General features: G+C 39.0%; 17 protein-coding genes and 1 other RNA gene. 9 read left to right on the forward strand and 9 right to left on the reverse strand.

The features are described 5' to 3' along the window. Positions 1–12 precede the first annotated feature (12 nt). Together HMAT_RS00295 and HMAT_RS00300 are read left to right on the forward strand one after the other, a co-directional pair. Positions 13–846, forward strand: coding sequence for a 1-acyl-sn-glycerol-3-phosphate acyltransferase (locus HMAT_RS00295; protein ID WP_104380838.1), 834 nt, complete (start codon positions 13–15; stop codon positions 844–846). Positions 847–851: 5 nt separating this feature from the next. Continuing rightward, entirely contained in the window at positions 852–1,811 is a 960-nt protein-coding gene (locus tag HMAT_RS00300; protein WP_104380839.1) for a GNAT family N-acetyltransferase, read from the forward strand. Between the two features lie 48 nt (positions 1,812–1,859). Here HMAT_RS00300 and HMAT_RS00305 read toward each other — a convergent pair whose 3' ends face one another. From HMAT_RS00305 to HMAT_RS00315, 3 genes are read right to left on the reverse strand one after another with little or no spacing between them, the layout of a single operon-like run. After that, on the reverse strand, positions 1,860–2,594 hold the full coding sequence (locus tag HMAT_RS00305) for an MIP/aquaporin family protein (protein WP_104380840.1): 735 nt from the start codon (positions 2,592–2,594) through the stop codon (positions 1,860–1,862). A gap of 9 nt (positions 2,595–2,603) precedes the next feature. Then, positions 2,604–4,103: a glycerol kinase GlpK gene (gene glpK, locus HMAT_RS00310; RefSeq protein WP_104380841.1), complete on the reverse strand. Its 1,500-nt coding sequence runs from the start codon at positions 4,101–4,103 to the stop codon at positions 2,604–2,606. A gap of 26 nt (positions 4,104–4,129) precedes the next feature. Continuing rightward, a complete protein-coding gene (locus tag HMAT_RS00315; protein WP_104380842.1) occupies positions 4,130–5,707 on the reverse strand; it encodes a glycerol-3-phosphate dehydrogenase/oxidase in 1,578 nt (525 codons plus the stop codon). Between the two features lie 363 nt (positions 5,708–6,070). On the opposite strand from HMAT_RS00315, the gene HMAT_RS00320 reads away from it, so the two are divergent. Continuing rightward, on the forward strand, positions 6,071–6,577 hold the full coding sequence (locus HMAT_RS00320) for a thioredoxin family protein (protein WP_233789068.1): 507 nt from the start codon (positions 6,071–6,073) through the stop codon (positions 6,575–6,577). Positions 6,578–7,084: 507 nt separating this feature from the next. Here HMAT_RS00320 and HMAT_RS00325 read toward each other — a convergent pair. Then, positions 7,085–8,476, reverse strand: coding sequence for an arginine decarboxylase (locus HMAT_RS00325; protein ID WP_104380843.1), 1,392 nt, complete (start codon positions 8,474–8,476; stop codon positions 7,085–7,087). Positions 8,477–8,584: 108 nt separating this feature from the next. Between HMAT_RS00325 and argS the strand changes: the two genes are divergently transcribed. The 3 genes from argS to HMAT_RS00340 are packed head-to-tail and all read left to right on the forward strand — an operon-like array spanning position 8,585 to position 12,653. Further along, positions 8,585–10,369, forward strand: coding sequence for an arginine--tRNA ligase (gene argS / locus HMAT_RS00330; protein WP_104380844.1), 1,785 nt, complete (start codon positions 8,585–8,587; stop codon positions 10,367–10,369). A 4-nt stretch (positions 10,370–10,373) separates the two neighbouring features. After that, the gene (locus HMAT_RS00335; RefSeq protein WP_104380845.1) at positions 10,374–11,450 is read left to right on the forward strand and encodes an oxidoreductase; all 1,077 of its coding nucleotides are present in this window, start codon (positions 10,374–10,376) and stop codon (positions 11,448–11,450) included. A gap of 6 nt (positions 11,451–11,456) precedes the next feature. Then, on the forward strand, positions 11,457–12,653 hold the full coding sequence (locus HMAT_RS00340; protein WP_104380846.1) for an aminoacetone oxidase family FAD-binding enzyme: 1,197 nt from the start codon (positions 11,457–11,459) through the stop codon (positions 12,651–12,653). Between the two features lie 138 nt (positions 12,654–12,791). Here the strand turns inward: HMAT_RS00340 and HMAT_RS00345 are convergent, their stop codons facing one another. After that, positions 12,792–13,817, reverse strand: coding sequence for a YafY family protein (locus HMAT_RS00345; RefSeq protein ID WP_104380847.1), 1,026 nt, complete (start codon positions 13,815–13,817; stop codon positions 12,792–12,794). 158 nt (positions 13,818–13,975) lie between these two features. Between HMAT_RS00345 and rnpB the strand changes: the two genes are divergently transcribed. Both rnpB and HMAT_RS00355 read left to right on the forward strand, forming a co-directional pair. Then, an RNA gene (gene rnpB, locus HMAT_RS00350) (RNase P RNA component class A) lies at positions 13,976–14,353 on the forward strand. Between the two features lie 65 nt (positions 14,354–14,418). Next, complete coding sequence (locus HMAT_RS00355; protein ID WP_104380848.1) at positions 14,419–15,810, forward strand: sigma-54 dependent transcriptional regulator; 1,392 nt, start codon at positions 14,419–14,421, stop codon at positions 15,808–15,810. Between the two features lie 141 nt (positions 15,811–15,951). Here the strand turns inward: HMAT_RS00355 and HMAT_RS00360 are convergent, their stop codons facing one another. The 4 genes from HMAT_RS00360 to HMAT_RS00375 form a co-directional block, all read right to left on the reverse strand. Next, positions 15,952–16,611, reverse strand: a complete 660-nt coding sequence (locus HMAT_RS00360) for an HAD family phosphatase (RefSeq protein WP_104380849.1) — start codon at positions 16,609–16,611, stop codon at positions 15,952–15,954. 75 nt (positions 16,612–16,686) lie between these two features. Beyond that, a complete protein-coding gene (locus tag HMAT_RS00365) occupies positions 16,687–18,588 on the reverse strand; it encodes a DUF3857 domain-containing transglutaminase family protein (RefSeq protein WP_104380850.1) in 1,902 nt (633 codons plus the stop codon). Further along, complete coding sequence (locus HMAT_RS00370; RefSeq protein WP_104380851.1) at positions 18,585–20,561, reverse strand: DUF3857 domain-containing protein; 1,977 nt, start codon at positions 20,559–20,561, stop codon at positions 18,585–18,587. Before HMAT_RS00370 ends, HMAT_RS00365 begins: the two co-directional genes overlap by 4 nt. Before the next feature lie 66 nt (positions 20,562–20,627). Then, on the reverse strand, positions 20,628–21,002 hold the full coding sequence (locus HMAT_RS00375) for a hypothetical protein (protein ID WP_104380852.1): 375 nt from the start codon (positions 21,000–21,002) through the stop codon (positions 20,628–20,630). Positions 21,003–21,436: 434 nt separating this feature from the next. On the opposite strand from HMAT_RS00375, the gene HMAT_RS00380 reads away from it, so the two are divergent. Next, positions 21,437–21,961, forward strand: coding sequence for a hypothetical protein (locus tag HMAT_RS00380; protein ID WP_158655544.1), 525 nt, complete (start codon positions 21,437–21,439; stop codon positions 21,959–21,961). Positions 21,962–21,980: the final 19 nt, after the last annotated feature.

Raw genomic sequence — 21,980 nt, forward strand, 5'->3', positions numbered from 1 at the left:
AAAATAAGATTGATGATTACGAGTGAGAATAAAAAATTTATTGATATACGCGAAGTTATTCACAAAAAAAATGCTGGACTAGCAAAATGGATTCCATCTTTCCTGCTGAACTATCTGAAGAAAACCATCCATGAGGATGAAATCAATGATATCATGACACGCTTTGCAGATTTGCAAGGACTGGATTTTGTCGATGCGTTAATCAATGATCTGGGAGTGAAAGTAAACTTATACGGCGCAGAAAATATTCCGGTGTCTGATCCGGTAATTTTCGCATCCAACCATCCTCTGGGTGGATTGGATGGTATTGCCTTTATGCATGCGATCGGAAAGCATCGGCGGGACGTGAAATTTTTGGTCAATGATATCTTGTTAAATATAGGTAATTTGAGGCCTTTATTTGTAGGAGTGAATAAACTGGGGACTCAAGGGAAACAAGTCATTTCGGCAATTGAAGAAGCCTACAGCGCAGATGATGCATTGCTTGTATTTCCCGCGGGGCTGGTTTCTAGAAAACAGAAAGATGGGCGTATTGAAGACCTGGAATGGAAAAAAAGTTTTATTAGTAAAGCAAAAAAATATAAAAAAGATGTCATTCCGGTACTGATTGACGGCAAAAACTCTAAGTTTTTTTATAATTTTGCAAGGCTTAGACAAAAAATAGGTCTTAAGGTAAACATTGAAATGTTATATTTACCCGATGAAATGTTTGCCCAGCGCGGGCATACCGTTAACATTATAGTAGGAAAGAGAATCCCTTATACAGCGTTTGATCAATCAAAAAACGAAAAGACTTGGGCTGAAGAAGTGAAAAGAAGGGTTTATGGATTAGCTCAAGAAAAATAGAATTTATGCAAGAAATTATACCTCCAGTTGATAGAGAATTATTGAAAGCCGAATTGAATAAAGAGGTTTTCTTACGCTATACCAACAATGGAAATAACGAGATATATTTAATCAACTATCATAACTCGCCAAATGTGATGCGTGAGATCGGCCGGTTACGAGAGTTGACGTTCCGTGGCGCAGGAGGAGGTACAGGGCTTTCCATCGACATTGATGAAAACGATACATGCGAAGACTGTTATGACCAATTGATCGCTTGGAATCCTGAAGATGAAGAAGTTGTTGCAGGATATCGTGTGATTAAATGTGCTGAAGCAGGGGAGGCAAATGGTATTCCCAATTTATCTACAGCTCATTATTTTCAGTTCTCTGATCAGTTTACAAAAGATTATTTACCGTATACAATTGAACTGGGCCGATCGTTTGTTCAGCCTAGGTATCAGCCGGCAATTGATAATAGGAAAGGGATTTTTTCGCTAGACAATTTATGGGATGGTTTGGGTGCTTTGGTTATGCTGAACCCCGAAATTAAGTATCTTTTTGGAAAAGTAACGATGTATCCTCATTATAACAAGGATGCTAGAGATATGCTGCTTTACTTCATGGATTACTATTTCCCAGATCGCGATAAATTGGTTGTCCCACTTCCTGACCTCGAAATTAAAAATGACTACGATCGTTTTGTGGGTATTTTTGATGGATTAGATTATAAAGAAGGGTATAAAATATTAAATAGTCATGTCAGGGCGTTGGGAGAAAATATTCCACCGTTAATCAATACCTACATGAACTTGTCTCCAACGATGAAGTCTTTTGGCACTGCCCGAAATGATGAGTTCGGTACTGTGGAAGAGAAAGGGATATTGATTGTTATTGAAGATGTTTATCCCGTAAAAAAAGAACGGCACATGAATACTTTTGAACGTGACCGTGAATATGGTCACCGAAAACCAAAACGAGCATAAATAATAAGGGATTCAATTTATTGAATCCCTTATTATTTTATCCCTTATTTATTTTATTAAAATATAGACAACAAACGCTAGCACCGCTCCGGTGATAGGTCCTATAATAGGAATCCAGGCATACGACCAATCCGAATCTCCTTTCCCTTTAATTGGCCAGAGTGCGTGGAATAGACGTGGTCCCAAATCCCTTGCAGGGTTAATCGCATAGCCTGTTGTTCCGCCTAATGATAATCCGATAGCCCAAACTAAAAAAGCAACGGGTATCGCGCCTAAAGAGCCCATTCCAATAGGTTCAGTCTTTCCATTGATGGTCACATCTTGTCCGGTGATAAAAAAGATGACAAAAATTAAGACGAAAGTTCCGATGATTTCGCTCGCCAGATTTGTCGTGGTATTTCGGATATTGGGGATCGTAGCGAAAACTCCTAATTTTGTGGTCGGATCGGCTGTCGCGTCAAAGTGATCTTTGTGTATGATGTAAGTTAGCATAGCCCCGCAAAAACCGCCCGCAATTTGGGCAAGAATATAGCCTGGCACTTCCGTCCAGGGGAGCGCTTTATGAAGCGCCATGGCGATAGTCACTGCTGGGTTTAAGTGAGCGCCTGTATAAGGGCCTGCGAATACGACGCCAACGTACACAGCCAAGGCCCATGCTGTCGTGATCACAATCCATCCGCTATTTTCTCCTTTTGTGCCTTTTAAGATTACGTTCGCCACGACACCGTTTCCAAGAAGTAGAAGGAGCGTTGTGCCTATAAATTCTGCTAAATAATGGTTCATAAGTATTGGTTAGTTTTCTGTCCAGAATTGTAATGCTTTAACACCCTTGATCCATTGCTTAATAATTTGTTGGGTCTGTTCTCGCTGTTCCTTTTCGGGTTCAAAAAGACGGTCTTGCGCCCAGAATTTGGAAAGTTCTTCTTCGTTTTTCCAAAAACCGACTGCCAATCCTGCCAGGTAGGCTGCTCCCAGAGCTGTTGTTTCAGTGATTTTAGGTCTAATGACGTTGCTGTTCAGTACATTGGCCTGGATCTGCATCAGAAGATTATTTGCCGTTGCTCCGCCATCCACGCGAAGTTCCTTGATCGGTATTCCGCTGTCTGCTTCCATGGCCTTTAACACATCTCTGGTTTGGAGTGAGATTGCTTCCAGTGAAGCTCTGGCAATATGCCCGTTTGTCGTTGCACGTGTTAGTCCGAATATTGTGCCTTGTGCTCTGGCGTTCCAATAAGGTGCACCCAGACCTGCGAAGGTGGGAATAAAGGTTACTCCACCGTTATCTTTTTCGGAGAGTGCCAACTGTTCAATCTCTGCGGATTTGTAAATAATATTAAGATTATCCCGTAGCCATTGGACCAGTGCGCCGCCTATAAATATACTTCCTTCTAAGGCATATTCGGTTTTCCCGTTAATCTTCCAGGCTACGGTCGTCAGTAGGTTGTTTTTGGACATGATTGGTTTATTGCCAATATTCATTAACATAAAACATCCTGTGCCATAGGTGTTTTTTACCATGCCTTTTTCAATGCATTGTTGACCAAAAAGTGCTGCTTGCTGGTCCCCGGCGATTCCGGCAATTTTGACTTTATGCGCAAAGATTGTTGTTCTGGACTCACCATATATTTCGCTGCTTTCTTTCACCTGAGGTAGCATGGAGGCGGGAATATCAAATAATTCTAGAAGCTCGGTATCCCAGTCCATTGTATGGATATTGAACAGAAGTGTACGTGAAGCATTGGTCACATCAGTAATGTGAACATCTCCGCGTGTAAGATTCCATACCAGCCAGGTGTCAATAGTGCCACAGATCAACTCACCATTTTGAGCTTTTTCCCTTGCGCCATCGACATGATCAAGAATCCATTTTATTTTCGTTGCTGAAAAATAAGGATCTAGGATAAGTCCCGTTTTTTTCTGGATCATTTCATGTTTGCCCGATTTGCGGAGTTCATCACAATAATCCGCAGTCCGCTTATCTTGCCATACAATGGCATTGTAGATCGGTTTGCCGCTTTCCTTTTCCCATACAACAATAGTTTCCCGCTGATTGGTTATTCCGATTGCGGCGATGTTTTTGCCATTCAGTCCAGCTTTTGTTGTTGCTTCAGCTGTGACACCGGCTTGCGTGGACCAGATTTCATGTGGGTCATGTTCTACCCATCCTGGTTTTGGGAATATTTGTGTAAATTCTTTTTGAGCTATTGAAACGATATTTCTTTCTTTATCAAAAATGATGGCTCTGGAGCTTGTTGTACCCTGATCCATGGCCAAGATGTATTGTTGTTCCATAATTGATTACTGCTGGTTATTTTGTATTAGTTTAAGATATAATTTTTTGCAACTTTCTCGAAATTTTCTATTTGATTTTTTTGCCAGTTCCCGTCTTTACCTAATTCATGGGCGAGTATTTTGGCGACTTCCGGGGCTGCAGCAATGGCTGCTCTGGCATCGAGGAATAGCATACGCACACGACGTGAAAGGACATCTTCTACTGTTTGTGCTAATTCGTTGCGAACAGCCCAGACCACTTCGGCTTTTTTAAATTCGAGATGATCCACTAATTTTTCACCCCAGGCAGGATCTTCTTGCGCGAGCGCATGTATCGCTTCCTGGTCAGCGCCATAAATATACATGTGGTTACTTCTGTCGGTTGTAGGGATGGCACTATAAATCTTTTGTGTCGCCGAGTTGCTTTCCTTTTTGGGTAAACAACCAATTTTAATTGCTTTGTCGATTGTATCCTGTCCCATTCTGCGAAAAGTCGTCCATTTTCCTCCAGTTAGCGTCAGTAAGTTTGAATCGCTGACAATAACTTTGTGACTTCGGGAAATTTCTTTGGTTTTATTGGAATTTCCGGTTGGAGCCGCGAGGGGTCGAAGACCGGCAAATACAGCAAGTGCATCTTGACGGGTAGGCTGCTTGGTGAGATACCGTCCGGCAGTTTTTAAGATGAAATCGATTTCTTGTTCCAGTGCTACAGGTTCAAGACTATGTTCGTCAATAGGTGTATCTGTGGTTCCTGCAATAACGCGATTATGCCATGGGACAAGGAAGAGTACGCGACCATCGTCAGTTTTTGGGATCATGATCGCATCATCACCAGGGAGGAAGGATTTGTCAAAAACAAGATGAACACCTTGACTTGGCCTTACCATCTGTTTTGCTTCAGGTTTATCCATTTTTAGGATATCATCGACAAAAATTCCTGTAGCATTGATGACAGCTTTGCCTTGGATCGCGAAAACTTCTCCAGTGTCAGTATCTTGCGCAATAACACCATTTACTTGGCCTGCATTATTTTTCGTAAGATTGGTTACGCGTATATAGTTTAGTGCGACACCACCCATTTGAATACAGGTTTGCGCGACATTGACTGCGAGCCTTGAGTCGTCAAATTGGCCATCCTGATAAACAACACCGCCATAAAGGCCCTTTGTTCTCACTGTGCTGATTCTTCGTTGTGTTTCCTCCTTGTTAATATGTGTGGATTTTCCTAAGCTCAGTTTCCCGGCCAGGAAATCGTATATTTTCATGCCGATGGTGTAGAAAGGACCGTCGAACCAACTGTAATTAGGGATGATAAAAGATTGGTTTTTAACTAAATGTGGTGCGTTTTGCTGCAATAGGCCTCTTTCATGAAGTGCTTCTCTGACAAGGGAGATGTCTCCTTGGGCGAGGTAACGTACACCGCCATGAACGAGCTTTGTTGCTTTGCTGGATGTGCCTTTTGCAAAATCGACTTGTTCCAATAATATAGTTTTGAATCCTCTACTCAATGCGTCTAGTGCAACACCTAAGCCACTAGCTCCACCTCCTATCACAATAACATCCCATTCACTTGTGTCTTTTATTCTTTCTATTAATTTTGACCGTTTGAATTCTTCGTGTTTCATTTTGTTTCGTTTTTGATCCTAAAGTGATATCCCTTAGTATAATCGTTTTAGCCGATTAGTACTAAGTTATAGTATATTTATGAGATTTTAAAGGAATTTGATAAAATTATTTAAAAGCGTTTTATGTTTTATTTCCTTTTGTTTTGTTTTGATATTTATGTCTTTAGTTTTTTTAATTCGTTCGCTGCCACTTGTTTTTTTGTCAAAATTCTAAAAACAATTAAGGTGACATTTTCATTATGGCTCTATATATGTCTTTTTTTTTCAAAAAGAATGATATAATGTTTAACCATTATAATAGGCTTATGTTTTGGTTTGGGAAAATGATTTTGTAATTTTAAATCATTAATAACTTGTTGAATAATGAGAAGGATTAAATTATTGTTTTTAGGACTAGGTGTATTTATGGGTGCCCAGTTAATGCATTCAGGCGCCTTTGCGCAGGAAGCTCAGAAGATTCAGACCGAATTTTCCAAACCATATCATCCAGAAGCTGACGCACAGAAAGATATTGATAGCTTATTGAAATTGGCCAAGAAGGAAAAAAAGAATGTTATTATTCAAGCCGGTGGGAATTGGTGTGTATGGTGTTTGCGATTTAATGATTATATCCATAAAACGGCAAGCATAGACAAATTGTTAAAAAGTCGTTTTCTCTATTATCACCTAAATTATTCGAAAGAGAACAAGAATGAGGCAGTTTTTCAGAAGTATGCGCCTGAGGGCGGGAAGTTAGGATATCCATTTTTTATCGTATTGAATATGAATGGGAAGACACTTCATGTACAGGAGAGCGGCAGCCTGGAAAAGGATAAAAGTTATGACGAAGAGAAAGTGCTTCAATTTTTTAAAGCTTGGGTAGCAAAATAAAAAAGAACCACGGCTGAATTTCTTAAGGAAGATCATCATACAGCAACGGAAAATACACTACGAGCAGGTCCCTAAATAAGGGGCCTGCTTTGTTTTGTGGTAAAATGATGTATCAGAATAGTACTGTACTAGATTCGGTATATAGCGATGTATTTGGATGGAAGCATCAGTGGAAAAACTCCATTATTGATATAAGATTAATATGAATATTATACGGAGTTAAAACGTACTTTAAACGGGTTTATCCGAACTAGGTCCGGATGAGGTCCCTATTAAGTCCGAATAAAGTCCCTGTTAAGTGAAGACTTGTTTTGAAGCTAGGTGCTGTCAGCTTTATTGATTGACAGGGGAAGTTTAGATCGTAAATGATTGAAAAAAGTAGGCGGCTACCTCAAAGAAAAGTCCCGACCTTAAGATCGAGACCTTTCTTTGTATGATTAATTAGCATATCTTCCTTCTAAAAAGATATGTTAAAATTTATAAAGTCATTTTTTTAGTTGGAATATCTTATTGATAACCCAATAGCTTCATGACCTGTTTGGAATTTTGTTCCTCTCCAAATACTTCGTAATTGAAAGTTTCATCTCTGTTTCTCCTTACCAATACATGTTTGGGCGAAGGGAGCAGACAATGATGAATACCACCGTATCCACTCAATACATCTTGATAAGCTCCGGTATGGAAGAATCCTAGATATTGTACTTTACGTGTTTTAGGCATAAAAACAGAGTTCATGTGTGCTTCCTGATTGTAGTAATCTTGGCCATCACAGGTGATTCCGCCTAAATTTACACGTTCGTACTCTGAGTCCCAATTGTTGATTGGTAATAGAATGTATTTTTGGTTTAAAGCCCAAACGTCCGGTAAGTTGGTGATGAAAGATCCGTCAATCATAAACCAGCGTTCCCGATCATTTTGCTGTTTACGTCCGAGTACTTTATAAAGTATACCTGATGCTTCAGCAACTGTATATTTGCCAAATTCTGTAATGATATCTGGTTCCATCACTTCATGATGTGCACAGATCTGTTTGATCCGATTGACAATTTCGTTGACCATGTATTCATAATCAAAGTCATGTACTAATGAATCTTTGAAAGGCATGCCGCCACCGATATCCAGTGTGTCTAAATCAGGATTTATCTTTTTGAATTTACAATAGAGGGTCACATATTTCTCCAGCTCATTCCAGTAATATGGTGTGTCCGATATTCCAGAATTGATGAAAAAGTGAAGTAGCTTTACTTTGAAGTTGGGATTGTCCACAATCTTATTGTTGTAGAAGTCGATCACATCTTCTTGGCGAATCCCTAATCTCGACGTGTAAAACTGAGAATCGGGTTGCTCTTCTGAAGCGACACGGATACCCAAAGCACACGGTTCATCCAGTTCGATCTCATCATCATAGAGATTGAATTCCTCTTTGTTGTCCAGTACAGGAATAATGTTGGTATATCCATCATGGATCATATCGACAATATACTGCTTGTACTGATAGGTTTTGAATCCATTACAGATGACTGTAATGTCTTTTGTTACGGTACCTTGTCTTTCCAATGAATCAATCATCGGCATGTCAAATGCAGATGAAGTTTCAAGGTGGATGTCATTTTTCAAGGCTTCTTCTACGATATGCTTGAAATGGGAAGATTTGGTGCAATAACAGTATTTGTAAGATCCGCGATAGTTATGTTTCAGAATGGCGGTCTGAAAAAGGATTTTCGCTTGCTGAATTTTTTTGCTGACGATAGGCAAATAGGTAAAACGTAACGGCGTACCGTACGTTTCTATCATTTCCATTAAATTCAAATCGTGAAAATACAATTCGTCGTCGATGATTTCGAATCCGTCTTGCGGAAAACCAACACTTAAGTCAAGAAATTCCTGATAGCTCTGCATTTTTTATTATTTTTGCAAAGATATACTTTAATGGTGAATACCTAAATAAGGAATGTTATTTATTTCCAGTTCACTATCAGGAAGTTGTAAAATTTACAAAATCACTAAATGGCAAATTCTATTCAAAGGCGACTTGTTGAAGTCACTGTACAGGCTGTTAAAGCACTTTACAATGCAGATATTTTAGAACATCAGATAGCTTTACAAGCGACCCGAAAGGAGTTTGAAGGGCAGATTACGATCGTAACTTTTCCAGTAACGCGCTTCTCAAAATCGTCTCCGGAGCAGACCGGTGCAGCGATCGGTACCTATTTACAGCAGCATATTCCTGAAATCTCAGACTTCAACGTGATAAAAGGCTTTTTGAATATTGTGCTTTCCGATGACTATTGGGTTTCCTTGTTGAACGAAACGGTTGTGGCCCAGGATTTTGGTGTCTTCCCTGCCAATGGAAAGAAACTAATGGTCGAATATTCTTCACCAAATACAAATAAGCCATTGCATTTGGGGCATATCCGAAATAACTTATTAGGGTATTCTGTTGCTGAAATACTGAAAGCTTACGGTTACGAAGTCATCAAAGCAAATTTAGTGAATGATCGCGGTATACATATTTGTAAATCCATGTTGGCCTGGCAGAAATTCGGTGCGGGAGAGACGCCTGAATCTACAGGAATGAAAGGCGATCACCTTGTTGGGAAATATTATGTAGTCTTCGATAAAGAGTATAAGAAAGAAATTGAAGCACTGAAAGCAGCTGGGCAGTCAGAAGATGAAGCAAAAAAGAATGCTCCCCTGATGAAAGCAGCTCAGTCTATGCTTCAAAAATGGGAGGCAGGAGACGAAGAGGTAATCACGCTTTGGAAAACCATGAACAGTTGGGTCTACGCCGGTTTTGAAAAAACCTATAAACAATTGGGGGTAGACTTTGATAAATATTATTATGAATCCGACACCTATCTTTTGGGTAAAGATATTATTCAGGAGGGACTAGACAAAGGCGTTTTCTTTAAGAAAGAGGATAATTCGGTCTGGATAGATCTGACTGACGAAGGATTAGACCAAAAATTGGTTCTCCGTGGAGATGGTACTTCAGTTTATATTACGCAGGATTTAGGTACTGCACAACTTAAATATGACGAATTCAAAATGAGTGAATCTATTTATGTTGTTGGTAACGAACAGGATTACCATTTCAAGGTATTGTTTTTGATCCTGAAAAAACTGGGTAAGTCATGGGCAGAAGGTTTGTTCCACTTATCCTATGGTATGGTTGATCTGCCTTCCGGCAAAATGAAATCACGTGAAGGAACGGTTGTGGATGCTGATGATTTAATGGCTGAAATGCTAAAAACAGCGCAGGAACGAACAGAAGAACTAGGGAAAACCGAAGGTTTGGCTGAGGATGCCAAAGCAACCTTATATAACACGATTGGAATGGGCGCTTTGAAATACTTTTTATTAAAAGTAGATCCGAAGAAACGCTTATTGTTTGATCCAAATGAATCGGTTGATTTTCAAGGGAATACCGGGCCGTTTATACAGTATACGTATGCTCGTATAAAATCTGTTTTGAGTAAAGCTAATTTTGATGACAGCAGTCCTGTATCTGTTCTCACATCTATTTCATCTTACGAACGTGACCTGATTCAGCAGCTGGGCGCATTTCCTGAAACTATTGAAGCATCGGCACAAGAATTTAGTCCGGCGCAGTTAGCGAATTACATTTACGAGGTTGCCAAGTTATATAATAAATTTTATCACGAGGAAAGTATATTAAAGGCTGAAGCCACGGATGTAAAGAATTTTAGATTACATCTATCCGCGGCGGCAGCGAAAGTTATCGCCAAAGGAATGGGTTTGTTGGGTATATGTGTACCAGAAAGAATGTAAGGATATGAGAAAGATTCGTGTTGGCCTTATAGGCTTTGGTATTTCTGGACAGGTTTTTCATGCTCCTGTCATGCGTTCGATTGCGGTATTGGACCTGGTAAAAGTTACTGCACGCAAAGCTGAACAGCAAGCGTTATTGAAAGAGCGCTTTCCGCAAGCAGAAATCGCTTTGTCTGCTGATGAAATTTTTGCCGATGAAACCATCGAACTGGTCGTGATTGCGACGTCTAACGATATGCATTACCCAATGGCTAAACGTGCTTTGGAGGCAGGAAAACATGTTGTTGTTGAAAAACCGTTTACAAACACGGTAGAACAAGCCGATGAGTTAATCGCCTTGGCTAAAGAAAAGAACTTGGTGCTTGCTCCTTATCATAATCTGCGATTTACTTCGGATTTCCGTACGCTCGTGAAAATCATAAAAGGTGGACGTTTGGGAAGGATTGTAAATCTGGAATCAAGATATGACCGTTTCCGGAATTATTTGCGGCCCAATGCATGGCGGGAAGAAGATTTGCCTGGATCGGGTATATTTTACGATTTAGGCCCGCATCTGATCGATCAGGCGCTGCAGTTATTTGGGAGACCGAAGGCCTTATTCGCGGATCTTGCGGTACAGCGTGACCATGCAAAGACCATTGACAATTTTGAATGTATCCTGTACTACGATAACCTGAGAGTTTCGCTAAAAGGATCAATGCTTGCGAAAGAACCGACCTCACGATATCGCCTCTTTGGTATGAACGGTAATTTTGTGAAAAATGGCGTTGACCCCCAAGAAGCATTATTGAGGGATGGTAAGTTCCCCGATGAAGATCCAAATTGGGGTGAAGAGGATCCCGGTATTTACGGCAAGCTGAACATCGTTGAAGATGGTAGAGATGTAGAAGAAATCATTGTATCGGAGAAAGGATCCTATCCTGATTTTTATCAAAATGTTGCCGATGCGATTTTAGGCAAAGCTACTTTAATTGCTTCGCCCGATCAGGCAAGAGATGTAATTCGTATCATCGAACTTGGGTACCAAAGTCAATTGGAACGATGTGTTGTTTCGGTTGAAGATCAATTGATTGCTTATTAATATACGATTGTGAAGACATACGATGCGATTATCATTGGGGCTGGTGCCTGTGGTTTGATGTGTGCAGCGCAAGCCGGATTGTTGGGGAAGAAAACCTTGCTCTTGGAGCGCAATGATAAGGCCGGGGCAAAGATTTTGATTTCAGGTGGCGGACGATGCAATTATACGAATACCGGAACTACAATTGCTAATTTTATCTCGGACAACCCAGATTTTTTGCACGGGATATTTAAGCAATGGACCGTCGAAGATACCATCGATTTTTTCGAAGGATATGGTATCAGCGGGCAGGAAAAAACTTTAGGGCAACTGTTTCCCGAAACCAATAAAGCTAAGGATATTGTTGCGGTGTTCCTGAAAATTATGCACGAGACTGAGCAGGATATTGCACTCCATACGCTCGTGAAATCGGTGGAAAAGAACGCTGATGGATTTACGGTCCATGTAGAAAATCCAAAAGGAGCGCATCAGTATAAAACTAAAAAGTTGGTGATTGCTTCAGGGGGGCTTCCGGTTCAAAAACTGGGCGCATCTGATTTTGGATTACGTATTGCAAAACAGTTTGGCTTGGAGCTTGTCGCTACGGCTCCTGCATTGGTCCCTTTGACAATCACGGGAAAAGATGCAGACTGGTATAGTTCGTTGTCTGGGAATTCCTTGTTCTCCAAAGTATCTGTTGCCGGAATGTCTTTTGAAGAGAATATTCTGTTTACGCACTGGGGATTAAGTGGTCCGGCAATTCTTCAGATATCAAGTTATTGGCGGCCGGGGCAGGAAATTATCCTTGATCTGCTACCTAATTTTAATTTAGAGAATCTTATCAAACAAGAGCGCCAAGTCGGCGGAAAGAGGCTTGTTTCACAACTGCTGAATGACTATTTTAGTCGAAAGCTGGTGGACGCGCTCGGCAAATTCCTTGCATTGGATATCAAAATAGCATCCTTGAGTAAAGCTGACGCTAAGGTGATTGTCGATACGATCCATCGTTTCAAAGTAAAACCTGCAGGTGATAAAGGATATGATAAAGCCGAGGTGATGCGTGGTGGTGTTTCTACAGAGGAACTGCGTGGCAAGACATTAGAATCCAAGAAAATACCCGGTCTTTATTTTGGAGGTGAGACTGTTGATGTTACAGGCTGGCTTGGCGGTTATAATTTCCAATGGGCCTGGGCAAGTGGCTATGTGATTGCGCAAGCTATTTAGTGCCCAAGGTAAATCTCTGGTTTACTGGGGAAATGTCTTGAAGGTGAGCTGAGGAACAATAAGGAGTTCAATACCGTTAAATCCAGATTTTTACGAAAGATGATTAGAAGCGTGCTGATTCTGTGCGGTATCAGTTGGCTATTCCGACCGATCTAGATATAATTGAGCTGCTGCAGTTAGACGTTGTCTTATCCGACTTTGTAAATTGCGCGGAGCCAATACTTTAATCGCTTCACCAAAACCTAAAATTTCCCGCTCCAATTCAAAGTTCAGGACGACATCAATGCGGATTAAGACTGATCCGTCCTTCTTTTTGTCTAAAATCTGCTGGGAGGAGTGTAGCGGTTTGGTTTCCACATAAGGTGTATTTCTCGCGTTGATCTCTAGTATCACACGTTGGCCACGATCTTTTTGTGTTTTAGTAACGCCTATGGTATCGGAAAAGTATCGTTCAAAATCTATTCCTGTATAGGCGATGTATGAATTTTTACCCATCTCCTCAATCGTATCAATTCGGTCCAACGCAAGTGTCATCAAGCCCTCGCTTTTTTTATGATGGCCAATCAGAAACCACCGGTTACGATATTCTTTTAAGAGATAGGGTGAGAAGACGAGGTCCTGCCCTTGTGTTGCTTTGAAAGACTGGTAGCTGATGAGAAGTGGTGTTTTTTCACGAATCGCCTGATGGAGGAGGCTAATAAATGATAACCCCTTCAAAAGATTGTTGCTCTCCATTTGGATAATGGCGGGTTGATTGTCTTTTTTAGTGTGTATACTATCCTCAAGGCGTGCGACGATATCACTCATTTCGTCGAAGCTTGAAAAGCCACTGACATGTTTTAAGACCTCTACAGCTTCCTTCATTTTTTGCATATCTCCAACAGAAATAGGGGAGTTGCTGATGCTGTATTTTGGGTCTTCGTAGGTGTAAAATTTGCGATGTGTGACAATTATAGGCGCATTATATCCCAATTTATTGCTTCTCATCAACTGGATATCGCCCTGAATAGTTCGTTTGCTTATACCGTTTTTGATTCCTTCGAACTCATAAAGTGCATCGGAAACTTTTTCCATTAGGTCTTCTAAAGTCCACTTACGGTGTCTTAGACGCAGACAGTTGTCTATTGTTTTGTAACGGATAAGTGCGAGTTTATTTAATGCCATATTTTTGCTGATGGAAGTTTAGATGAAAATACAAACTTTATGTTATCTACGCAAAGGGACTGCGTGATTTTTAATTGTCTTCAACGCTTTAAAGGAGCATCATTGAATTTTTAAGGAAATTCGCTGTTTATCCAAGTAAAATAGCTACTTTTGCGCAGAAGCAAACTGGTTCTATCGCTGCTCTTTCGGGAGGAGAGGAAAGTCCGGGCAACATAGAGCGACACGCTTCCTAACGGGAAGGATGCTATGCAAATAGCAGACAGAAAGTGCCACAGAAAATATACCGCTTTTCGGAGTAAGGGTGAAAACGTAAGGTAAGAGCTTACGGTCTTATATGGTAACATATATTACGGTAAACCTCGTGTGTTGAAAGACCAAATAGGTTACGAAATCTGAAGGCTGCTCGTCTTCTTTCAATTTATTGGAATTCGTAATGGGTAGGTTGATTGAGTTTGTCAGCGATGGCAAATCTAGATAAATGATAGAAATTCCACTTCGGTGGTCTACAGAACCCGGCTTACAAGGTTTGCTTCTTTTTCGCTAATTGCTAAAAAAACCTTATATTGATTTCCGTAATTGAAAATAGCATAACGCTGAATTTATGAGTACAATTTTAATCATTGACGATGAACGCGCCATCAGAAGTTCTCTGCGTGATATCTTGGAATATGAAGATTACACGATTTTAGATGTTGACAATGGCCGGGATGGATTAGATATTTTAAAAAAAGAAAAGATCAACTTGGTGCTATGTGATATCAAGATGAATAACATGGATGGAATGGAAGTGCTGTCTGAAGCACATCAGACCAGTCCAGATATTCCTTTTATTATGATTTCCGGTCATGGCACGATTGAAACAGCAGTTGAGGCCGCAAAAAAGGGTGCTTTCGATTTTCTGGAAAAACCATTGGATCTAAACCGGTTGCTGATTACGGTTCGAAATGCATTGGATAAAAGTTCGCTTGTTACCGAAACCAAGGTATTAAAACGTAAAGTCAGCAGTTCAAAGACAAAGGATATATTGGGTGAATCCGGGGCAATCAAACGGATCAAAGAAACAATAGATCGTGTTGCTCCAACGGAGGCCAGAGTATTGATTACCGGAGCAAACGGTTCGGGTAAAGAGCTTGTGGCTCGTTGGCTGCATGAAAAATCAAATCGTTCACAGGCACCATTGATTGAGGTGAACTGTGCCGCGATTCCTTCGGAATTAATTGAATCTGAATTGTTTGGGCATGAAAAAGGTTCCTTTACTTCCGCGATTAAACAACGTATAGGTAAGTTTGAACAGGCTAGTGGTGGGACATTGTTTTTGGACGAGATAGGTGATATGAGCCTTTCTGCTCAGGCTAAGGTATTGCGGGCATTACAGGAGCATAAAATTACCAGAGTGGGAGGAGATAAGGAAATTGATGTTAATGTACGTGTTGTCGCTGCAACCAACAAAGATTTGCTAAAAGAAATTGAAGATGGGAATTTTAGAATGGACTTATATCACCGCCTTTCGGTGATTTTAATCCATGTGCCCGCACTGATTGATCGCGTTGATGACATTCCTTTGCTTTCCACCAACTTTTGTGAAGAAATATGCATGGAGTACGGTATTCCTGTTAAGGAAATAACGAGTGCTGCAATGAAAGAATTGAGCCATCTTCCTTGGACAGGAAATATTCGTGAATTACGTAATATGATCGAGCGTCTAATTATTTTGAGTGATAAATCCATTACTGATAAAGATGTTGTTGCATTCGCTAATCCTTCGCGTGAGCCCGTAGGTGGGGTTGCCTATGAAAAGGGGACAGTAAATTATGGTTTGGATATGGATTCGTTTGATTCATTTCAGGATTATAAGGATCATGCGGAAAAAGAATTTATAAAATATAAATTAGAAAAGAATAATTGGAATGTGTCCAAGACTGCAGATGACCTCGATATACAACGTAGCCATCTCTATAGTAAAATTGAGAAATTTGGTCTCAAAAGGGATTAAAATAAAATAGGGGCTTCTTTTAGAAGCCCCTATTTTATTTTCTTTAAAGGTTTATGCTTACTTCACAAATTATAGTTAAGCAGCTATATCACCAAAATGATCTTGATAAAGTTTAATAAGAGCTATCAAATCAAGATTTTTCTACTGCAACATTGCTTTCACATTTGCTACTGAAATTTCAGTATAGTTTCTGATATAAGTATCGCTTACAGGAAGCTCTTCTTGTTTATGGGTTGATAATACAGCAGCAACCTTCATACCCGCATTCTTAGCAGCTGTAATACCTGAAAAGGAATCTTCAAATACAATACATTTTTCAATTGGCATACCGAGATTTTCAGCTGATTTCAAGTAAACTTCGGGATGTGGTTTATGAAGTTTCACATCTTCGCTGCTTAAGGTGGACGAGAAAAGATCCCGGATATTTAATTCATCCAAGATCAGATCCATATTTTCCTTGGGTGCAGATGTTGCTACAGCAAGTTTAAATCCTTTGTCTTTTAAATCTTTCAAAAATTCTATTAATCCTTTGATCGGAGCCACATGTTCTTTGTAGATCACTCTAAAGAGCTGTTCTTTTTCAAATTCAAGCGTACGCAATTCTTCAGGAGATATTGGTCGTTTAAAAAAATGCTGCATGATATAGCTATTGTGTTTGCCATACATGTGCTGTTCAAATTCTTCTTCAGTAGCCTGCTGTACGTTATGGTTTTTAAAAAAAACTCTGAAAGCTTCTGCATGAAAGGGATTTGTGTGGCTTATAACCCCGTCCATGTCAAAAATTGCCGCGTATTCTGTCATGTGGCTAATATACAATAATTGCTTTATTTGATTGTTTGTCAACTTTCATATTCCGGTAAATATTTTTGATACTTTTTACAATATGCCTAGATTATAACGGCCTTTATCGGAACTGCTTACTTCTTTATGAAACTGAAAGAAATCTTCGTAATTACTTGCTGGATAATTTCCTTCGAAGAGTTCCAATTTCCGATACGTTAATAGTTTATTTCCTTTTATTTCCGATTTAAATTCATATTTACCAAATGGTTTTTCGATGATCTTTTGTTCAGGTGTTATATTTTTTACGATATTGTCCGGGAGTGTGATGCTAATGCTGTCAATGTCAATAAATCCACGTTCTATAAAAATATCCTCTGTACGATTTTTATTCTCGGAAATGCTGGATTGTGTGTTGAAAATATTGGGTTGGATCAACATTTTATTACCATTTTTCACGGCGTAATTTTTAATGAAAACCGTTAGGTTTTCCTCAATAAATGGTTTCTCCTGTTTGTGTTCGGAGTATTTCACCTGGTCAAAATTGATATTGTCGATATTATAATATTCGGCCAATAATTTGGTTTTCTCATTGTTGTTCGCTAAAAGTATCTCCATATGGTTTTCATATTGTGTGCCATAAAACTTCGTGTTTAAAGCACCTTTTATACTGCCGTCATCAGCAAGTGTGAGGTCAGCATTGCGAAGCTGGAGATTGGTTGAATTACTATATTTTGGGGTATGCATAATCACCCCACCATTTTCTGTGCAGGCGATGACATCCCTGTCATCGGTAAAATTGCTGAGGAATCCAAAAGGAAGATTCTGACTGGTACATTCAAGCCAGGTCGTATCATTTTTGAAGGGTACGCATAGGATTGCATGATTGCCATCCTGTACGTTGGCAAATGTTTTGTGGAAATTTTCCTTGCGTTTACCGGCCTCTACCATACAATAGTAAGAAGGTATATTTACTGCCGATAACATACTTTTCATATAGTTCACTAGGGCTTTGCAATCACCATATCCTAAACGGTCAACCTCAGACGCGGGAAAAGGTTCAAGTCCACCTATTCCGATCTGAATGCTGATATATCTCGTGTTTTTTTGCAAATAATCGTAAAGAATTTTTGCTTTTTCCCGATCCGATGAAGCATTCTTTGTAAGTGATATGAATTTTTGTTTTGAGGCTTCTGTAAGATCTTCCTTTTTGCTCAATAATTTGGTTGTAAACCAGTCTCCGTATTCTTTCCAGTCGTTAAAGTTGCCTTCTTTTCCATAATAGACAAAGTTTTTAGGAACGATCAATACACTTATTCTTTTTAGATTTGGATTGGGACAATAAGACTCCTCTTTTTTAGCAGGAATTTGTCCCGCATTCCAGGTTTTGCTGACTGTTTTGTCTGTTTTCTCTTCTTTAATATCACCTTTATAGTTTTTTGACTCAACGCGGAATTCAGTGCCAACGGGCGTTATAAATTGATAGCTGCTTTTTTCAATCGAGACATTGTTCGAAACTTCAGGAGTCCATGAAGGAATAATCAAGTTTTGTTTATGTTTGACTTCGTATTGATATTCAATTGTATAGGGGTAACTGTGGTAATCTGGAACATAAAGCTTCATCCTCGAATCCGCAAACATCGTACTGTTGTCGACAGCACTAAGATCTTTAAAATCTTTGCTTGCTATTTTTTTCTGTAATATCCCCATCTCATTATAAATCGCTCCTTTGATGCTCTTGATCTCATTTGATTTGTTATAATGTATCGGAAGGGCTGCATAGTAATCTCCGTTTTTATTATATACGGTAATGATGCGCGTAACTGTTTCAGTGACTTGCTCTGGGGATTTTACCTCCACCACGGTTTTGTCATTTCTGACTGTGGCTACGGCCCGGCTTTTTAACGGACCTGGAATGTTGGCGATATCGTAGTTATCTTGTCCAATAGCGGCAATTGGAAGGATTAAATAGATTAAATTGGCAATTAACGTTTTCATTTTTTTGTGGTTAATCTAATATCTAATTTTTGCTGTTGTATAATACGTGAATAAAGCTCTTTTAAGGAGAAATATTCATCTACCGTGAATATGGGCTTGTTAAAACTAAGACTTCCCAGAACTTCCAGTTTATTACCATTTAGCTGTGTTAGATATTTATATCGCGCAGCGGATTCAGGAAGGGCTAAAGATAAGTTTTGTGGTTTATCCGTTACTTCATATTGTTCCGGGATTTCCAATTGGATAGTATATTGAAGCTTAGATTTAAATCCCATATCTACAGGATAAGTACGGTCTTGGATTTTGAACGGATTATAGGATATACGATCGATGACGTTGGGCGCAAGCGATAATATAGTACTTCCTTGTTGCTTATTGACTTCGAGTGTAATATCAAATGTCTCGTTTAATACCTGGTCAACCTCGTTAAGATGTTCAATTTTAGCATTCGTAAGACTGAGGTTGGACATCTCTTCATCCATTTTCTCCCAATATTCTTCGAGGGAGTTGAATTTGGCGATATGTTGTCTTTTTAAGAGTGCTTTATTGCCCTGACTGCTTATGGTAAGCGTTCCTTTAATCTGACCTTCTTCATTTAGTACACCTATCAATGTATAGTATTGTTCGGATATCTCCTCGGAAGCTAATGGAAACCAGTCTGAACTTTTTTTGGAGTATATGATTCTGCCGCGTTCATTGAGACATTGTAGTGGCAATGAGCCAAAAGGAAGATAGGTGTTCGATGCATCCAGTTTATATTTCGTCCCATCGATGTCGACGCAGGCGATGACATAGTCAAAATCAGATAATACAGGGAATAGCGAATTAGGGTTGCCGTTTCGTCTAGTAGATAGAATAATTGGATAAGCATCTAAGTTCGCAGCTTGTAGGGCAGTGACCAGTGCTAGATTGATATCACCGATATTACCAGTTCTTTTTTCCAACGCTTTTTCGATCCCGCTTTCTGCATATTTTCCGTGGTAGTTATTCCATTTTATCTGCTTCTTGATATAGTCGTAGATTTTGTTGGCCTTTATCAATTTTGAATCATCTGGAGATAAAAGCGTTGACAATGTAGTTTTGAATAGCTCTGTTTTCTTCAGCTGTCCACCAAAAGTTTTTTCATTCATTAATTCTGTGTCAACATCTTTCCATGTCTTACTAAATGTTTTTTTAACCCCGGTACTTGGATAGAATATAGATTCGAGTTCATAATATATTGCGGATTTAAAATTTTTTGGGGAAGTCATAAAGTCTTCTTCAATAAAAGCTGGAATATTGGACATCGCATAGGTGAGCTTTGAACAATCCATTCTTACCCCATCCAAAAAGAGATGTTCCTTCAAAACTTCTCCTTTTTTTTGGTCGTCCAGTTTATAAGGGCCACGCAATACCACATTATAAGTAAAAGATGCTGGTATAATAGCGATGTACTGGCTCTGTAATTTAGGAATATCATCCTGAAATACCCATGTCTTAAAATTAAATAGATCCTGTTCGAGTGTTCGATAAGAAACTTCTATGATGGATCCTTCTTTAATATTGGGGAGTGTAAATTTATTCAGATCGAGGTAAGTGGAGTAATTTTCTTTAAAAACCTTTTTATTCTCAAGTTCTGTTCGATTGATCTGTCCATTTTCCAAGTTGTAGGTAACAGCTTTTAATTCGTCCAGATGGTCACGTATATAACTGCCTCTTTTGTAGGATGGTATTTCGAAATTAGCTTTTTTAAATCCCTCTTTATTATTTATGCGAATAAGTACATGATACTCATGCATTAATTTTACCCGGTGGTCATAGTCATCGACGAAGACCGAACTTTGTCCGAATTCTTTTAAAACGATAGCATCGGCATTACTGTCGAGTGGCGTAGGCGAGAAATCCGAAGTAGATATCCTCCCAAATTCAAAATTTTGACCAAATATAGTTGGACAAAAATAAAATATAAAAAATAGCGTTAAAAAATGGCGCATAACTTAGGCGTAATTTATTTACGAATATAAGTTTTTGGCCAAAATTAAACGATAGCTCTAAAAATATTATTTGTCTATTTGTAGTAGATTATTAATGACTTCGGTAATATTATCGATATCTTCACCATCTTCCAGCATCGAAAACGCTAGGTATGTTGCGTAGATCTCAGGACTGAATTTAACATGTTTGTCTGAAATAAACTTATCGATTTGCTGCTCATTGCATTCGAAATGTATACTTTGCAACTCGTTGAATAAGTTGGTCGAGATCGTTTGATGATTTTCACCACAGGCAAATCCTGCAATAATATGGAATAGAAATTTATCGGTTATTTCGTCATCTTCCTTTTTGAACATAGCACGAATATGCTTATAATCGAATTTAGTTTTTGCACTATTCACTATAGTGTCCCAAATCTGATACTCCGCTTTTATCTCCATAGCTCACTTTAAATTTATATTGGTATCAGCAATATACTAAAAATAATTTTATTTTGGGCAAGATTGGAGACAAGATTTGTTTGGCAGCGGTGTGTATGTTGTTTTTCTTTGTGCCCTCTCCGGACGCAAATTAAGACATGAGGAGATTGAAAATCATTTCACCTAATAAGCATCCCAATAAGATACCGGAAATAATGGATAGACTTACTTTTAGCCAGATAGGGCTTGTTGTTAACGCTAATTTCATGATGCAAAAATGCGTTAAAAATATCCTTTAAGAAAAAATTTTGGCTGCGAAAAAGACTATTGTAGTCATATCATGACATGAAGCTTTAGGCTTTGTGGTATGATAATTGAAAATTAATATTTGAATTCGATTTTTTTAGTAATTTAAATCGGAAAATGATTTTTTTGAAATAGCCTGATTTATAATTATGATGACACGAATAGTATTGACAGTATTTTTGTTTACAATGGCAAAGATGGGGATGGGGCAGCAGTTGAATATTGATAAGATCCGGAAAGATTATGCTGAGGCAGTTAAAGATGAGGATCTATGTGAACGGAATTTTGAGCTACTCGAAGAAGGTGCTAAATCTACTACAGAAAAAGTTTACCGGGCAGCTTATGAGATATTAATGGCTAAACACATGGGTAACCCCTTTAAAAAAGTCGGTCAGTTTAAAGAAGGTAAGAAGCATTTGGAAGAATTGATTAAAGATAATCCCAATCATATTGAAGCCCGGTTTATTCGATGGAGTGTACAGGTTCATGCGCCTTCATTTTTGGGGTACAAAGATAATATTATCGAAGATAAAAACTTCCTTGTCAAAAATCTGCATAAGTTACCGAATGAAGAAGCAAAATCAATTATTTACAGTTACCTGAAAGGAGCCAATCCCTATCTGAAAGGGGAGCAGATATTCTCTACGGTTGATTTAAAGGAACTTGGACAATAGACGTTAAAGGATGTTAATT

Source organism: Sphingobacterium sp. HMA12 (assembly GCF_002933815.1).
GTDB lineage: Bacteria > Bacteroidota > Bacteroidia > Sphingobacteriales > Sphingobacteriaceae > Sphingobacterium.

Excerpts from the sequence above, each read along its gene's own strand:
- HMAT_RS00295 (WP_104380838.1), top strand. The coding sequence starts at position 13 with ATGATTACGAGTGAGAATAAAAAATTTATTGATATACGCGAAGTTATT.
- HMAT_RS00300 (WP_104380839.1), top strand. The coding sequence starts at position 852 with ATGCAAGAAATTATACCTCCAGTTGATAGAGAATTATTGAAAGCCGAA.
- HMAT_RS00305 (WP_104380840.1), bottom strand. The coding sequence starts at position 2,594 with ATGAACCATTATTTAGCAGAATTTATAGGCACAACGCTCCTTCTACTT.
- glpK (WP_104380841.1), bottom strand. The coding sequence starts at position 4,103 with ATGGAACAACAATACATCTTGGCCATGGATCAGGGTACAACAAGCTCC.
- HMAT_RS00315 (WP_104380842.1), bottom strand. The coding sequence starts at position 5,707 with ATGAAACACGAAGAATTCAAACGGTCAAAATTAATAGAAAGAATAAAA.
- HMAT_RS00320 (WP_233789068.1), top strand. The coding sequence starts at position 6,071 with ATGAGAAGGATTAAATTATTGTTTTTAGGACTAGGTGTATTTATGGGT.
- HMAT_RS00325 (WP_104380843.1), bottom strand. The coding sequence starts at position 8,476 with ATGCAGAGCTATCAGGAATTTCTTGACTTAAGTGTTGGTTTTCCGCAA.
- argS (WP_104380844.1), top strand. The coding sequence starts at position 8,585 with ATGGCAAATTCTATTCAAAGGCGACTTGTTGAAGTCACTGTACAGGCT.
- HMAT_RS00335 (WP_104380845.1), top strand. The coding sequence starts at position 10,374 with ATGAGAAAGATTCGTGTTGGCCTTATAGGCTTTGGTATTTCTGGACAG.
- HMAT_RS00345 (WP_104380847.1), bottom strand. The coding sequence starts at position 13,817 with ATGGCATTAAATAAACTCGCACTTATCCGTTACAAAACAATAGACAAC.
- HMAT_RS00355 (WP_104380848.1), top strand. The coding sequence starts at position 14,419 with ATGAGTACAATTTTAATCATTGACGATGAACGCGCCATCAGAAGTTCT.
- HMAT_RS00360 (WP_104380849.1), bottom strand. The coding sequence starts at position 16,611 with ATGACAGAATACGCGGCAATTTTTGACATGGACGGGGTTATAAGCCAC.
- HMAT_RS00365 (WP_104380850.1), bottom strand. The coding sequence starts at position 18,588 with ATGAAAACGTTAATTGCCAATTTAATCTATTTAATCCTTCCAATTGCC.
- HMAT_RS00370 (WP_104380851.1), bottom strand. The coding sequence starts at position 20,561 with ATGCGCCATTTTTTAACGCTATTTTTTATATTTTATTTTTGTCCAACT.
- HMAT_RS00375 (WP_104380852.1), bottom strand. The coding sequence starts at position 21,002 with ATGGAGATAAAAGCGGAGTATCAGATTTGGGACACTATAGTGAATAGT.
- HMAT_RS00380 (WP_158655544.1), top strand. The coding sequence starts at position 21,437 with ATGATGACACGAATAGTATTGACAGTATTTTTGTTTACAATGGCAAAG.